Source organism: Avibacterium sp. 21-599 (assembly GCF_026226765.1).
GTDB lineage: Bacteria > Pseudomonadota > Gammaproteobacteria > Enterobacterales > Pasteurellaceae > Avibacterium.
This window is the reverse complement of the sequence record NZ_JAKKOB010000001.1, coordinates 1,576,664-1,590,632: the sequence shown is the minus strand read 5'-3', so window position 1 is coordinate 1,590,632 and position 13,969 is coordinate 1,576,664. Positions and strand designations below refer to the sequence as shown.

16 protein-coding genes are annotated in these 13,969 nt (G+C 40.6%); 9 read left to right on the top strand and 7 right to left on the bottom strand.

Annotation, left to right across the window (positions count from 1 at the left end):
• Window positions 1-12 precede the first annotated feature (12 nt).
• Genes L5B83_RS07615 through L5B83_RS07600 form a run of 4 tightly spaced genes read left to right on the top strand, consistent with a single transcriptional unit; the run spans window position 13 to window position 3,491 of the window.
• Window positions 13-900, top strand: coding sequence for a metal ABC transporter substrate-binding protein (locus L5B83_RS07615; protein ID WP_442780628.1), 888 nt, complete (start codon window positions 13-15; stop codon window positions 898-900).
• Entirely contained in the window at window positions 890-1,807 is a 918-nt protein-coding gene (locus L5B83_RS07610) for an ATP-binding cassette domain-containing protein (protein ID WP_265778049.1), read from the top strand. The genes L5B83_RS07615 and L5B83_RS07610 overlap by 11 nt, the downstream gene beginning before the upstream one ends.
• The gene (locus L5B83_RS07605; RefSeq protein WP_265778048.1) at window positions 1,804-2,655 is read left to right on the top strand and encodes a metal ABC transporter permease; all 852 of its coding nucleotides are present in this window, start codon (window positions 1,804-1,806) and stop codon (window positions 2,653-2,655) included. The genes L5B83_RS07610 and L5B83_RS07605 overlap by 4 nt, the downstream gene beginning before the upstream one ends.
• Window positions 2,655-3,491, top strand: a complete 837-nt coding sequence (locus tag L5B83_RS07600) for a metal ABC transporter permease (RefSeq protein WP_265778047.1) — start codon at window positions 2,655-2,657, stop codon at window positions 3,489-3,491. Before L5B83_RS07605 ends, L5B83_RS07600 begins: the two co-directional genes overlap by 1 nt.
• Before the next feature lie 154 nt (window positions 3,492-3,645).
• On the opposite strand, the gene L5B83_RS07595 is transcribed toward L5B83_RS07600, so the two are convergent.
• Window positions 3,646-3,921, bottom strand: a complete 276-nt coding sequence (locus tag L5B83_RS07595; RefSeq protein ID WP_250362978.1) for an acylphosphatase — start codon at window positions 3,919-3,921, stop codon at window positions 3,646-3,648.
• A 173-nt stretch (window positions 3,922-4,094) separates the two neighbouring features.
• Between L5B83_RS07595 and L5B83_RS07590 the strand changes: the two genes are divergently transcribed.
• From L5B83_RS07590 to yccS, 3 genes are all read left to right on the top strand, one after another.
• A complete protein-coding gene (locus L5B83_RS07590) occupies window positions 4,095-4,754 on the top strand; it encodes a curli polymerization inhibitor CsgI-related protein (protein WP_265778046.1) in 660 nt (219 codons plus the stop codon).
• A gap of 61 nt (window positions 4,755-4,815) precedes the next feature.
• Window positions 4,816-5,274, top strand: a complete 459-nt coding sequence (gene mgsA / locus L5B83_RS07585) for a methylglyoxal synthase (RefSeq protein ID WP_250350284.1) — start codon at window positions 4,816-4,818, stop codon at window positions 5,272-5,274.
• A gap of 37 nt (window positions 5,275-5,311) precedes the next feature.
• The gene (gene yccS, locus L5B83_RS07580; protein WP_265778398.1) at window positions 5,312-7,465 is read left to right on the top strand and encodes a YccS family putative transporter; all 2,154 of its coding nucleotides are present in this window, start codon (window positions 5,312-5,314) and stop codon (window positions 7,463-7,465) included.
• 67 nt (window positions 7,466-7,532) lie between these two features.
• Here the strand turns inward: yccS and cspD are convergent, their stop codons facing one another.
• A complete protein-coding gene (gene cspD / locus L5B83_RS07575; RefSeq protein WP_103852945.1) occupies window positions 7,533-7,742 on the bottom strand; it encodes a cold shock domain-containing protein CspD in 210 nt (69 codons plus the stop codon).
• 240 nt (window positions 7,743-7,982) lie between these two features.
• On the bottom strand, window positions 7,983-8,150 hold the full coding sequence (locus L5B83_RS07570; protein ID WP_250362976.1) for a YoaH family protein: 168 nt from the start codon (window positions 8,148-8,150) through the stop codon (window positions 7,983-7,985).
• Between the two features lie 76 nt (window positions 8,151-8,226).
• Between L5B83_RS07570 and L5B83_RS07565 the strand changes: the two genes are divergently transcribed.
• Window positions 8,227-9,231, top strand: a complete 1,005-nt coding sequence (locus tag L5B83_RS07565; RefSeq protein ID WP_265778045.1) for an ornithine carbamoyltransferase — start codon at window positions 8,227-8,229, stop codon at window positions 9,229-9,231.
• Window positions 9,232-9,286: 55 nt separating this feature from the next.
• Here L5B83_RS07565 and folC read toward each other — a convergent pair whose 3' ends face one another.
• The 3 genes from folC to truA form a co-directional block, all read right to left on the bottom strand.
• Entirely contained in the window at window positions 9,287-10,645 is a 1,359-nt protein-coding gene (gene folC / locus L5B83_RS07560) for a bifunctional tetrahydrofolate synthase/dihydrofolate synthase (protein WP_265778044.1), read from the bottom strand.
• Window positions 10,638-11,537 (bottom strand): acetyl-CoA carboxylase, carboxyltransferase subunit beta, encoded by a 900-nt coding sequence (gene accD, locus L5B83_RS07555; protein ID WP_250364514.1) that lies wholly within the window; start codon window positions 11,535-11,537, stop codon window positions 10,638-10,640. The genes folC and accD overlap by 8 nt, the downstream gene beginning before the upstream one ends.
• Before the next feature lie 73 nt (window positions 11,538-11,610).
• Window positions 11,611-12,402, bottom strand: a complete 792-nt coding sequence (truA, locus tag L5B83_RS07550; protein WP_265778043.1) for a tRNA pseudouridine(38-40) synthase TruA — start codon at window positions 12,400-12,402, stop codon at window positions 11,611-11,613.
• A 111-nt stretch (window positions 12,403-12,513) separates the two neighbouring features.
• Between truA and L5B83_RS07545 the strand changes: the two genes are divergently transcribed.
• Window positions 12,514-13,356 carry a patatin-like phospholipase family protein gene (locus L5B83_RS07545; RefSeq protein WP_265778042.1) on the top strand — a complete coding sequence of 281 codons (843 nt, stop codon included), beginning with the start codon at window positions 12,514-12,516 and terminating at the stop codon, window positions 13,354-13,356.
• A 19-nt stretch (window positions 13,357-13,375) separates the two neighbouring features.
• On the opposite strand, the gene smrB is transcribed toward L5B83_RS07545, so the two are convergent.
• Entirely contained in the window at window positions 13,376-13,879 is a 504-nt protein-coding gene (smrB, locus tag L5B83_RS07540; RefSeq protein ID WP_265778397.1) for an endonuclease SmrB, read from the bottom strand.
• Window positions 13,880-13,969: the final 90 nt, after the last annotated feature.

Below are 13,969 nucleotides of genomic sequence, written 5' to 3'. Positions count from 1 at the left end.
TTAAGGGGATTTATGTTGAAATTATTCACTATGGCGAGCTTAATCGCGACAATCTTATTCAGTCATCTCAGCTATGCTAAATTTAAAGTCGTCACAACCTTTACCATCATTCAAGACATTGCACAAAATATTGCAGGTGATGCAGCAACCGTAGAATCTATTACCAAGCCAGGCGCGGAAATTCACGGCTATGAGCCAACTCCAAAAGATATTGTCAAAGCACAGTCTGCGAATTTGGTATTATGGAATGGGCTAAACTTAGAGCGTTGGTTCGTACGTTTTTTCCAGAATGTGCAGGATAAACCTGCCGTGGTGGTAACAGAAGGCATTCAGCCAATTTTTATTGCGGAAAGTGCAGAGAAAAAAATCCCAAATCCACACGCGTGGATGTCGCCAAGTAATGGGTTAATTTATGTGGAAAATATCAAAAATGCGTTGATTAAATATGATCCACAAAATGCAGAAACCTACCGTCAAAATGCGGAAAATTATGCAAAAAAGATCCGCACTTTAGATAGCACACTTCGTCCTAAATTTGATAAAATTCCCCAAGCGCAGCGCTGGCTTGCCACCTCTGAAGGCGCCTTTAGCTATCTCGCTCAGGATTATGGCTTTAAAGAAGTTTATCTTTGGGCAATAAATGCAGAACAGCAAGGCACACCGCAACAAGTACGCCAGATGATCGATTTAATTCGCCAACATCATATTCCAGTGATTTTCAGCGAAAGTACCATCTCGCCAAAACCTGCTCAACAAGTGGCGAAAGAAAGCCACATTCATTATGGCGGTGTGCTATATGTGGATTCCCTTTCCAATGCAAAAGGGGCGGTTCCCACTTATTTAGATTTGCTTAACACCACGATAACAACCATTATTGAAGGATTTGAAAATGCCCAATAATCAGCCCACCATTAAGGTACAGGATGTCACCGTCCGTTATAACAACGGACATACCGCCATTCATAATGTGTCTTTTCAATTACAAGGCGGGACAACCTGTGCATTGGTGGGCGTGAATGGGAGTGGTAAATCCACCTTATTTAAAAGTTTAATGGGATTGGTCAAACCACAACAGGGGCAAGTTTTGCTTTGTGATCAGCCAATTAAAAACGCACTAAAACAAAATTTAATCGCCTATGTGCCACAAAGTGAGGAAGTGGATTGGCAATTTCCTGTTTCCGTTTATGATGTAGTGATGATGGGGCGTTATGGCTATATGAATTTGCTAAGAATTCCCACCGCACTTGATAAACAAGAAGTTCAGCTTGCAATGACACGTTTAAATATTGCGCACCTTGCACAACGTCAAATTGGCGAGCTTTCTGGTGGACAGAAAAAACGCGTCTTTCTTGCGCGCGCACTTGCGCAAAAAAGCAAAATTATTCTGCTTGATGAACCTTTCACGGGCGTTGATGTACAAACGGAAGCGGCAATTATGGATCTCCTTGCCAATTTGCGTAAAGAAGGCTATTTAATTCTCGTCTCCACCCATAATTTAGGGGCAGTCCCTGATTATTGCGATCAAGTGATTATGATCAACCGAACAGTGCTTGCGCAAGGCAGTACTGCCAGCACCTTCACTCAACAAAATTTAGAACAGGTCTTTGGTGGTGTGTTGCGCAATGTCAAACTCAGCGCGCGCGATCTACACGATGATGAAGATGAACGTACCGTTACCGTTCTCACCGACGATGAACTGCCTGCGGTGTTTTATGGACAAACTAAAAATGATCCACCTGCGCCGATTATTCGTGATTGTAATGTGGAAGATTGCCCGTGCCGTTCGACTAAAGAGAACACCCAATGATCGCCTTATTATTAGAACCTTTCCATTATGAGTATATGATCAACGCCTTTATATTAAGCGCAATGGTGGGAGGGATTTGTGCGTTTTTATCCGCCTATTTAATGTTGAAAGGTTGGTCATTAATTGGCGATGCCCTTTCGCATTCTGTTGTTCCCGGGGTTGCCATCGCCTATGCGTTCTCTTTCCCTTATGTAATCGGAGCATTTTTTTCAGGAATTTTAGCCGCACTTTCTATTTTATGGGTAAAATCCTTATCAAACTTACGTCAAGACGCAGTGATCGGGTTTATTTTTACCACCTTTTTTGCACTGGGATTATTTATTATTTCTCTCAATCCTACCGCCATTAACGTACAAGATATTGTATTAGGCAACCTTTTAGGTATTTCAGTAGAAGATATTTGGCAAGTGGCAATCATTATTAGCATTTGTTTTATCCTATTACTGATTTTTTGGAAAGATCTGTTACTGGTCTTTTTTGATGAAATGCAAGCCTCCACCGTAGGATTATCACCACGTTATTACAAAATACTCTTTTTTGCCCTGTTAAGTGCTTGTGTGGTGGCTGCCTTGCAAACCGTTGGCGCAATTTTGGTGATCGCAATGGTCATCACACCGGGGGCAACGGCCTATTTACTCACGGATCGCTTTAAAACCTTAGTGATCATTGCAGTAAGCTTTGGCATAGGGAGCAGTTTATTGGGGGTGTATATCAGCTATTATTTAGACGGTGCAACAGGCGGATTAATTGTGTGTTTTCAGACCGCACTTTTCTTAGCCGCGTTTTTCTTTTCCCCTAAATACGGCATTTTACGCCACACGCGTTCTGCTAATAAGGAGCAGGAATAATGAATTGGATTGACGTCGGACTGAACTGGTGGGTTGAACCGCTCAGTTATCCTTTTATGCAAAATGCGTTATTTATGGCATTAATCATTGCCGTGATTTGTGCTGTATTGTCTTGTTTTTTGATTTTGAAAGGCTGGTCGCTAATGGGCGATGCCATTTCTCATTCGATCTTACCGGGAATCGTGTTGGCTTATGTAGCAAGCATTCCCTTAGCCATAGGTGCATTAGTTTCTGGCTTATGCTGTGCTTTTGGCATTGGCTATTTAAAATCTCACAGCCGCATTAAGGAAGACACGGTGATGGGCATTATGTTTTCAGGAATGTTCGCAGTGGGGCTTGTGCTATTTAGTAAGGTCGAGACGGAACAACACCTTTCCCATATTCTATTCGGCAATTTATTAGGGATTACCCCACAGGAATTAGTTCAAACACTGGTTATCGCCACGCTAGTTTTGTTGATTATCTTACTGAAAAGAAAAGATTTTTTGCTTTTCTGTTTTGATCCAAACCACGCGCGTGTAATTGGGCTTGCGGTAACAAAATTGCATTATGGTTTGCTGTTTTTGCTCGCCTTAACGATCATCAGCACAATGCAAGTGGTCGGGATTATTTTAGTCACCGCAATGCTGATTTCACCGGGGATCACCGCTTATGTGTTGAGTAAAAATTTCAACACAATGCTACTTATTGCCATTGCCACTGCTACAATAAGCAGTTTTCTTGGCGTAATTCTGAGCTATCATCTTGATGCGGCTACAGGCCCAACCATTATTTTGTTACAGGCATTAGGCTTTGTACTCGCGTTAGGCTATCGCAAACTTCGTCCAATTAACTAAGAAAACAGCGTTCTGTCCCAATACAACAAGGTACATTTTGCTTATGGCTTGGCTTCCCGTTCTTTAACCCGTTATAGGCTTGTATTTTGAGGCATTCAATAACGCGATATTCTGTTTATTTGATCTGCATTAAGTGCGACTTATTTGATCTGCATTAAGTACGACGTACAGAAAAATCGTGGAAAACTGCATCACCAAGATAATCTTCCATAATGACCTGTTTCACCACCGCACTGGGTGAGCCACGTTGTAACCATTGATAAAGTTGGGTTAATTGTTGTTCTGAACCTTTCGCAATAACCAATACACTTCCATCTGAGCGATTTTTTACCCAGCCCGTTAGCCCGATTTTTGTGGCTTCTTTCCAAGTGAAATAGCGAAACCCTACCCCTTGCACACACCCATAAACGGCAAATTTTTTTACGTTCATTTTCCTTCCTAATGATCCAAATCATTCCAATGTCATTTAACTGCGCAAATTTCAAGCAAAAATAAAATTTTTTATTTTCATTTTTGCCAAATTAGCATAGCATAGCCAAGTCCACTTTAAATGATTAAAGTGAATCAAAATAAAACATTATCCCTTATATGAAAGGAGCGAATATGAAATTTCGTTTTGCTGCATTAGCTACCGCAGCGTTATTCACTAGTACAGCAAGTTTTGCTGGTATGGTAACCAGTTCATCTAATGTTGATTTTTTAGCCATTGACGGACAAAAGGCGAGTAAATCTCTTTTAAAATCAACAAATTCTTTTAAAGCTAATGATGCACAACCCCATCAAGTTGTGGTGCGTGTAAGTGAAGTGGTGAGATCGGGTGGTTCTGATCGGGCATTATTTGAATCCAATCCAATCATCGTCACTTTCCAAGGGACAGCAGAAGACGTTGTGATTTCTGCCCCACACCTTGAAGATGAGCGTGAAACGGAAGCTTATAATAAAAACCCTGTTGTTAGCGTAAAAACTGTTTCAGGAAAAAATGTGCCATTTAAACAAGATCTATTAAAACAGGAAGGTTTCTTACCGGGTTTAAATCTCATTGACAATCTTTCTGAGTACAACGCTTCAGGTGCGGTTGCTTCGGTATCTTCTTTTGCCACAACAGCAATGCCAGCAGCATTGCCTTCTGCAGCAAAAGCACAAAAAGGTAAAATCACCGTACAAGGTGAAAATGTGGTGGAACAGCAATTACAATATTGGTTCCAACAAGCAGATAAAGAAACACAAACACGTTTCTTAAATTGGGCAAAAAAACAAAAATAATCGTAAATTATTATTGAGAAAAAGTGGGCTTTACGCTCACTTTTTGCTATCTGGAGGAAAAATGCAAAATACCACGCGCCAGCTTACAGAAAATAAACATATTGCTTTGGTTGCCCACGATCACTGTAAACAAGATTTAATAAATTGGTGTAAAAAGCACCGCACTTTACTTTCTGCTCATATTCTTTATGGCACAGGAACAACGGGCAATTTAATCCAAGCAGAAACTGCTCTTCCCATCACACCATTGTTAAGCGGTCCTATGGGCGGGGATCAACAGCTTGGTGCATTAATTGCAGAACAGAAAATTGATGTGCTGATTTTCTTTTGGGATCCAATGAATGCCGTGCCACACGATCCTGATGTCAAAGCCTTAATGCGTATTGCTACGGTGTGGAATATTCCTGTTGCAATGAATATCGCCAGTGCTGACTTTTTGGTGCAAAGTCAATTATTTAACCAAACTGTTGATATTCAAGTGCCAGATTATGCCAATTATCTCAAAGCGCGGTTAAAATAAATCTCGCGTTAATGCAATTTAAGGTATAAAAATGACAATCAATAACTGGCTAAATGCCAAAGTTATCGCAACCATTCCTGTTTTTATTGCAGTAAACATTGCTGCTTTTTCCGTTTGGTTATTTGATATTTCACAGCAAAGTATGCCTTTGGTGCTAGGCATTATTGCTGGCGGTTTAGCAGATTTAGACAATCGTTTAACTGGGCGGCTGAAAAATATTTTCTATACCCTACTTGCCTTTTCGGTATCTACATTGAGCGTTCAGCTCACACTGGGTAATGGGGTGGCATTTACTCTGTTGATGACGGTCATCACCTTTATTTTTACGATGATCGGTGCGGTGGGACAACGTTACAATACAATTTCTTTTGGTACGCTGGTGGTTGCCCTTTACACCACCCTCACCTATCAACCTGAAACCCTGTGGTATCTCAATTCCTTATTAATTTTATTAGGTACATTGCTATATAGCATTACCGCGATTATCGTTTATCTTTTTTTTCCTAACCGCCCAGTGCAAGATGCGGTGGCAAAATCTTTTTTAGCATTAGCTGAATATTTAGAAGCAAAATCCTTGTTTTTTGATCCCGATGATATTGATCAACTCGAAAGCAAGCAAATTACCCTTGCGATGAAAAATAGCCAACTGATTAATGCCTTTAATGCTTGCCGTACTGCGCTGTTTTACCGTATTCGCGGGCAATATCGCCACACGCGTACGACACAGATGATCAATTATTATTTTGCGGCACAAGATATTCACGAACGCGCTAATTCTAGCTATTTTAATTATCAAATCTTAGCGCAGCAGCTTAAAAATACGGATTTAATCTTTCGTATTCAACGCCTTTTAGAGTTGCAAGCTCAAGCGTGCCGTGATTTTGCACAAAGCCTGCAACAAAATAGCCATTATCGCTATAACCCTCGTTTAGAACGTGCAATAGCCGGCGTAAATCAATCTTTTGAGCATTATGCGCAGCAGCATCAAGATGATACGCAAAACACCGCGATCAAAACCCTAATTAATAATTTACAAGGGGTGGACTGGCAGCTACGCCATTTAGGGCAAGCCCCTGAATCTTCTGAAGCACATCACCGCTGGGTGAAAATTCACGATGATAGTGATGTAACAGGGCTAAAAAATATTTGGCTCACCATTCGTAGCCATTTAAGTTTTGATTCACAGCTTTTCCGCCACGCAGTCAGATTGTCTATTGTGGTTTTTGTATGCTGTACCATCGTAGAATTTTTACAGCTTTCACGCGGTTACTGGATTTTGCTCACGGCTGTCTTTGTTTGCCAACCGAATTATGCCGCCACGAAATTACGCCTAAAACAACGCATTATTGGGACTATTCTCGGGGTAATTATTGGGTCATTATTACCTTATGCCCACCCGACCTTAGCCTTACAGATGGGCTTGGTGGTAGCAACCAGTACGTTATTTTTCTTTTTCCGCAGTAATAATTACAGCTTTTCCACGTTCTTCATTACCTTACAGGTACTTATTAGCTTTAATATTATTGGCTTTGATATTCACTCTGCCCTTTATTCTCGCTTAATTGATACCTTAGCAGGCGCTTTTATTGCTTGGATTGCGGTTTCCTATTTATGGCCTGATTGGAAGTATCTACAACTTAGCCAAGTGATTCACAAAGCCATTCAAAGTGATGGCAAATATTTGTTGTATATCATCAGCCAACTTCAATTTGGTAAATGTGATAACTTGCAATATCGCATTGCACGCCGAAAAGCGCACGAATATGCCACCGCGCTTAGTGCGACGATGTCTAATATGAACAGTGATCCAGAAAAATACAAAGATCACTTACAAGAAGGGTTTGAAATGTTAAAGCTCAACTATTCCTTATTAAGCTATATTTCTGCTCTTGGTGCTTACCGCAAACATATTAAGCAAATTCAGCAAAATATTGATTTTATGGCAGAATATTATCCTATTGCGAAAAAACTGATCTACGCATTAGAGCATATTGAATCCTTATCTCAGCCTGTGTTTGACAAGTTACAAGAAAATATTCGCCAATCCTTACAGCAACTAAATGAGCAACAAGGAGAAAAACTGAGCCAATCTGAAGTGGGCATTCCAATTCAACAGCTCAATATGATAAGCCAAATCTTGCCGCATATTTATGTGATTTTTCATAATAGAAAATACGCACAAGCACATTAAAATAGAAAAGAAAAAAGGCAAAGTGCTAAACTTTGCCTTTTTCTTAAAGGATATGAACTTACTTTATCTATTCTACAACTGGGACGATTTTGGTTGCGTGCGAGCCTTTATCACCGTGTACCGCTTCAAAATTGACTTTTTGCCCCGCTTTTAAAGAACGATAACCCTCCATTTCAATCACAGAATAATGCGCAAAAATATCTGCATCATTCCCTTCTGCTGAAATAAATCCAAACCCTTTTGCGTTATTGAACCATTTAACAACACCAACTTCCATAATAAACATTTCACCTCTAAATGGATTTTCTATCTCTGATAGAATTTTGAAAACCAATAAAGCACTCGCCTTATTCCCTAATTTTTCGAGTAAATATTCAAATAAATTTCTCTTTTTCGCAAGAACCAATCTTCTAAAATCAAACAGAGATCACAAAATTTCTTTATATATGTGTTGCTTACACAGTTCAGCAAATAAAAAATTACTCCAAAAATTTTTATTTAGGTATGAAATTATTCCTTAACAGGAATGGTTTTCTGCGTTTTGTTGATGCTGTTCGCGTAGTGCTTTGGCGACAATCGTAATTGCCTCACCACTGCTTATGCCTTGTTCCATTAATGCCTGAATTTTTTCCACCGCTTCTTGCTGCTGTTCGTGCGTTAAACTTAATAATGCGTGATCTAACATAATTTACCTTTATTCGCTTAAAAGAAATCAGTAATATACCAACAAAATTCGCAAACACAACATAAGAGGAAAAATTATGCCCTTTAACTTAAAAAACCGTCATTTACTGAGCCTTGTACACCACACCCCACAAGAAATTCAATTTTTACTGCAACTTGCCAAAGACTTAAAACAGGCGAAATACGCAGGCACAGAGCAGCCTAAATTAAAAGGCAAAAACATTGCCTTAATTTTTGAAAAAACCTCTACCCGCACACGCTGTGCCTTTGAAGTGGCGGCTTATGATCAAGGTGCAAATGTAACCTATATTGATCCCAATTCTTCGCAAATTGGACATAAGGAAAGTATGAAAGACACCGCGCGTGTATTGGGGCGAATGTATGATGCCATTGAATACCGTGGTTTTAAACAAGCCGTTGTGAATGAACTGGCAGAATATGCTGGCGTGCCTGTGTTTAATGGGCTAACCGATGAATTTCACCCAACCCAAATGCTGGCGGACGTACTTACAATGATGGAACATTGTGATAAGCCATTGTCTGAAATTCGCTATGTGTATATCGGTGATGCACGTAACAATATGGGCAATTCCTTATTATTAATTGGGGCAAAATTAGGAATGGACGTGCGCATTTGCGCCCCAAAAGCCTTGCAACCAGAAGCAGAATTCGTGGCAATGTGCCAAGAATTCGCACAGCAAACAGGGGCAAAAATCACCATTACAGAAGAGATTGATCTTGCCGTGAAAGGGGTTGATTTCGTTCATACTGATGTCTGGGTATCAATGGGTGAACCACTTGAAAGCTGGGGTGAACGCATTGAGTTACTCTTGCCTTATCAAGTTACCCCAGCCCTAATGCAACGCAGTGGTAACCCTAAAGTGAAATTTATGCACTGCCTGCCAGCTTTTCATAATTGCGAAACCGAAGTAGGCAAAAAAATCGCCGAAAAATACCCGCACTTAGCAAACGGTATTGAAGTCACGGAAGAGGTGTTTGAATCACCAATGAACATCGCCTTTGATCAAGCAGAAAACCGTATGCACACCATTAAAGCGGTAATGGTCGCATCGTTAGCATAACAGCTTACCAACCTTTATCGCTTACCATAAAAAATGCCCTCCATCGGGCATTTTTTTATGCGAGTAATTCTAATAACTGCCCTACGGTATAAAATGAGCCAAACACGAGCAGGACATCATTTTCTTGCGAATTTTGCACCGCACTTTGTAATGCCTGTGTCATTGATATTTCTGCAGACGCGTTGATTTTTTTTCCTTGCGATAAAGCAAGCTGGTTCAATTGTGCCAGTAACTCATCGCTGCGCTGTCCTCGTGCAACGGATAAACTCACGCAATGCCATTCATCTATAATATCAAGCAGTGGGGAAAAAACACCTTGCGCATCTTTGTCTTTCAAAATACCACAAACGGCAAGAATACGTTGTGTCGGTTTTTTAAGTGCGGTGAGTTTTTCCGCTAAATATTTTGCTGCGTGCGGATTATGCCCGACATCAACGATCACCTGTGGCAATGTTTTTTCGTTACAATGTAACAGCTTAGCCAAGCCTTGCCGTTGTTTACTCTCTAAAGGCTGAAAACGTCCCGCAAGTTGCACATTTTGTAACGCTTCACGAATATGCTGTTCTGCAATGTGAAACGGCAAATAAGGTAACACCGCTAAAGCCGTCGCGGCATTAGCAAGAGGAATGTGCGGAAAAGGCAGATTTTCCAACCGCACTTTTTTGTTTTCACTTGCTTGATTATGACAGTGTTCACGTTGCCATTGCCAGCTTTGCGCGGTTTGGCTAAACGTCCAATCTACCCCACGACGGCTTAACTGGCAATGTTGCTTTTGTGCTTGTTCTAACATTGTGTTTGGCACATTAGGCTCACCAATAATGGCAGGTTTATTGGCACGAAAAATCCCTGCTTTTTCAAACGCAATTTGCTCACGGGTGTTGCCAAGAAAATCAGTGTGATCAATATCAATACTGGTAATCACCGCAATATCGCTATCTACAATATTGGTCGCATCTAATCGACCGCCTAGCCCAACCTCTAAAATAACGACATCTAGCTTAGCTTGTTTAAATAAATATAACGCCGATAAGGTGCTGTATTCAAAATAAGTTAAAGATTGCGTTTTATTCTGCTCAATAAAAGCAAAAGAGGCACTATGTTGCTCATCAGGTAATTCCTGATTTTGAATGCGAACACGCTCGTTGTAGCGAATTAAATGCGGTGAAGAATACACCCCGACGCGATACCCTGCATTCAGCAAAATCTGCTCTAACAGGCGACAAGTTGTGCCTTTGCCATTTGTCCCACCAACGGTGATCACAAAGGGGGCAGGATTAAGCAAATCAAGTTGTTGTGCAACGGATTTAATGCGTTCAAGACCTAAATCAATGGCTTTAAAATGGCTTTGTTCTAAATAAGAAAGCCACTGCGACAAAGGCGAAGTGGCTGTTAAAGATAACTTAAAATTATTCATTCTCAGGAAGGTTTTCTACTAATTCAGCTTGCACAAAAGGAGAAGGCTTATTAGAAAGTTTCCCCAACAAACTCGCAAGGGTTTCACGCATATCGCCGCGTTTTACGATCATATCGATTGCCCCTTTTTCTAATAAAAACTCACTGCGTTGAAAACCTTCTGGCAGTTTTTCACGCACAGTCTGCTCAATCACACGCGGGCCTGCAAAGCCAATTAAGGCTTTTGGTTCAGCAATATTAATATCGCCAAGCATTGCAAAACTTGCTGAGACACCGCCTAGCGTTGGATCTGTTAGTACAGAAATAAACGGCACGCCCTTTTCACGCATTCTTGCTAATACGGCACTGGTTTTAGCCATTTGCATAAGGGAAATCAAGGCCTCTTGCATACGCGCACCACCACTGGCGGAAAAACACACAAAAGGACAATTATCCTCAATGGCTTTTTCCGCTGCTTGTACAAATTTTGCCCCAACCACAGCCCCCATTGAGCCACCCATAAAGCTAAAGTTAGACGCGGCAGTAACCACAGGCATCCCATATAATGTCCCCGCCATAGCAATGAGTGCATCTTTTTCACCTGTTTCTTTTTGTGCTGCGGTTAAGCGATCTTTATATTTTTTTAAGTCTTTGAATTTTAAAATATCTTTTGGTTCAAGATCGGCTGCAATTTCCACCGCACTTTCTTTATCTAACAACGCTAATAAACGGGTACGCGCATCAATACGCATATGGTGTCCACATTTTGGACAAACTTCTAAATTACGCGTTAATTCATCGCGATATAATACTTGTTCGCAAGAAGTACATTTTGTCCAAACGCCTTCTGGTACATTCGCCTTGCGCGTATTTGACGCCGTATTCTTACTAAAAATTCGATCAATCCAGCTCATTTTAACCCTTTCTATTAACAAAAAATTCCGCTTATTAGACCATAATTTATTATAATATTCTAGCTTTTAAACATTATAACTGATCCGACAAATAAAGTGGTCCAAGCGCATTTTGAGGAATAGCAAATGATTCGGGATAATGAACTTGCACTAAATAAAGCCCTTCAGGTTTTGCAGTGGGCGCTGCCAGTTTGCGATCTTTCTGCGCCAGCAACCAACCTATCCATTCCACAGGCTGACGCCCTGCCCCGACTTCCATTAGACTTCCTACGATATTTCGTACCATATGATGCACAAAGGCATTCGCCTGAATATCCACAATAATGTATTTTCCTTGTCTGACCACATTTAAATGATGCACATTTCGCCACGGCGTATGCGATTGGCATTGTGCGGCACGGAAAGAAGAAAAATCATTTTCACCTAATAATGCTTGCCCAGCTTGGTGCATTAATCGGTGATCCAAAGGTTGATGATAATGCGTTACGCCTTCTGGTAAAATTGCGGAACGCAGTTTATTGTTATAAATCACATAGCGATAACGACGCGCAGTGGCACTAAAACGTGCGTGAAAATCATCATCGACCGGTTTTGCCCAAGAGACCGCAATATCATCAGGCAAATTGGCATTCACCCCAAAGCTCCACGCACTTTCTGCACGAATGGCATTGGTTTCAAAATGCACCACTTGCCCCGTTGCGTGAACACCTGAATCCGTCCTTCCCGCACAGAAAATTTGACATTCTTCATTCGCCACAAAAGAAATGGCTTTTTCTAAACAGGCTTGCACGCTTGTTACACGCTCTTGCCGTTGCCAACCAAAATAATTCTTGCCGTTATATTCAATACCTAGGGCAATTTTCATTTTTATATCCTAATTTCATCGAATGGGCTGGCATTATAAAGTAAATTTATTGCTTGATGAACCCTCGCCAAGTGTTATCATCTTGCCGTTGTATTTTAAAAGGAAAAACGAATGAAAGTGGGATTAGTGTTAGAAGGCGGTGCAATGCGTGGAATGTTCACTGCTGGCGTGCTTGATGTGTTTCTTAACGAAAATGTACATATTGACGGCATAGTGAGCGTATCAGCAGGCGCATTATTTGGCGTGAATTATCCTTCTAAGCAAGCAGGGCGTGTCATTCGCTATAACCTAAAATATTTAAATGACAAACGCTATCTCGGCTTAACTAGCTTAGTGACCACAGGCAATATTGTGAACAAGGATTTTGCCTTTTATCAACTGCCGTTTACGCTTGATCCCTTTGATAATGACGCATTCAAGCAAGCGAATACTGATTTCTACGCCACGCTAACCAATATTGAAACAGGGCAAGCAGAATATGTAAAAATCACCGATCCTTTTGCTCAAATGGAAACCTTACGCGCCACCTCCGCAATGCCCTTTGTTTCACAATATGTTGAAATAAATGGCAAAAAATATTTAGATGGGGGCATTGCTGATAGTATTCCTTTGGATTTTTGTCAAAGGTTGGGCTACGACAAAATCATCGTCATTTTGACCCGCACTTTAGATTATCGCAAAAAACCTTCAACAAAATGGCTGATTAATGGGTTCTACCGTCACTATCCCCGCTTGGCTGAAAAACTTATCCAACGTGCTGAAGCGTATAATCAACAAATTGAAAATATTATTAAGTTAGAGAAGGCGGGAAAAATTTTCGTCATTCGCCCACCACAAGATCTGAAAATTAAGCGTATCGAAAAAGATCCACAAAAAATTCAAGCGATGTATGAATTAGGACTGAATGAAGCTGAAAAACAAATGGATAATCTTAGAGGCTATCTTAACGCATAGCGTGCTTGCGAGAAGAACACTATACATCAAGCAAAATTAAAATTGCGGCTTCCCCACCCCATTCTTTCGGCGCTTGGTGTAACGCGCGAACTCGCGGGTGCTGCACAAGCCAACGAGGGATTTGGCGTTTCAACGTATAAGTGCCATAGCCTGTCATAATACTTGCACAATAGATATGCTCTTTTTCACAGGCTTGAATTAGCGCCGCGAGTTCCAATTTTGCTTTTTCTCGCGTTAAACCGTGCAAATCTAAAAATAATTCAGGTGAAAAATCACCACGACGTAATTGTTTCAGCAGATAACTATCTTCCCCTTCTCGCAAATACTTCACTGCGCCCTCTTCATTTAATAAAGGCTCATAATCATCAGAGAAAAAGAATAATGTATCTTCTGTTTCGCGTTGTTCCCGCTGTGCCTGTTTCTGTTTCGTTTGTCTATACATTGGCACGATTTCATTTTGTGTTAATGGTTTTACCCCACGTATTGCATCACGAAATAATGCTTTTTCTTCATCATTTATCATATTCATTGCTATAAACTTCTTAGTATTACCCTATGTTATCGGCAGCCGAGTTTCACATTATACAAAATCATATTTGCTATACGATATATG

Coding starts and splice junctions, on each gene's coding strand:
- L5B83_RS07595 (WP_250362978.1), bottom strand. CDS start 3,921: ATGAACGTAAAAAAATTTGCCGTTTATGGGTGTGTGCAAGGGGTAGGG.
- L5B83_RS07615 (WP_442780628.1), top strand. CDS start 13: ATGTTGAAATTATTCACTATGGCGAGCTTAATCGCGACAATCTTATTC.
- cspD (WP_103852945.1), bottom strand. CDS start 7,742: ATGGAAGTTGGTGTTGTTAAATGGTTCAATAACGCAAAAGGGTTTGGA.
- L5B83_RS07610 (WP_265778049.1), top strand. CDS start 890: ATGCCCAATAATCAGCCCACCATTAAGGTACAGGATGTCACCGTCCGT.
- L5B83_RS07570 (WP_250362976.1), bottom strand. CDS start 8,150: ATGTTAGATCACGCATTATTAAGTTTAACGCACGAACAGCAGCAAGAA.
- L5B83_RS07590 (WP_265778046.1), top strand. CDS start 4,095: ATGAAATTTCGTTTTGCTGCATTAGCTACCGCAGCGTTATTCACTAGT.
- folC (WP_265778044.1), bottom strand. CDS start 10,645: ATGAATAATTTTAAGTTATCTTTAACAGCCACTTCGCCTTTGTCGCAG.
- L5B83_RS07600 (WP_265778047.1), top strand. CDS start 2,655: ATGAATTGGATTGACGTCGGACTGAACTGGTGGGTTGAACCGCTCAGT.
- L5B83_RS07565 (WP_265778045.1), top strand. CDS start 8,227: ATGCCCTTTAACTTAAAAAACCGTCATTTACTGAGCCTTGTACACCAC.
- truA (WP_265778043.1), bottom strand. CDS start 12,402: ATGAAAATTGCCCTAGGTATTGAATATAACGGCAAGAATTATTTTGGT.
- L5B83_RS07545 (WP_265778042.1), top strand. CDS start 12,514: ATGAAAGTGGGATTAGTGTTAGAAGGCGGTGCAATGCGTGGAATGTTC.
- mgsA (WP_250350284.1), top strand. CDS start 4,816: ATGCAAAATACCACGCGCCAGCTTACAGAAAATAAACATATTGCTTTG.
- smrB (WP_265778397.1), bottom strand. CDS start 13,879: ATGATAAATGATGAAGAAAAAGCATTATTTCGTGATGCAATACGTGGG.
- L5B83_RS07605 (WP_265778048.1), top strand. CDS start 1,804: ATGATCGCCTTATTATTAGAACCTTTCCATTATGAGTATATGATCAAC.
- accD (WP_250364514.1), bottom strand. CDS start 11,537: ATGAGCTGGATTGATCGAATTTTTAGTAAGAATACGGCGTCAAATACG.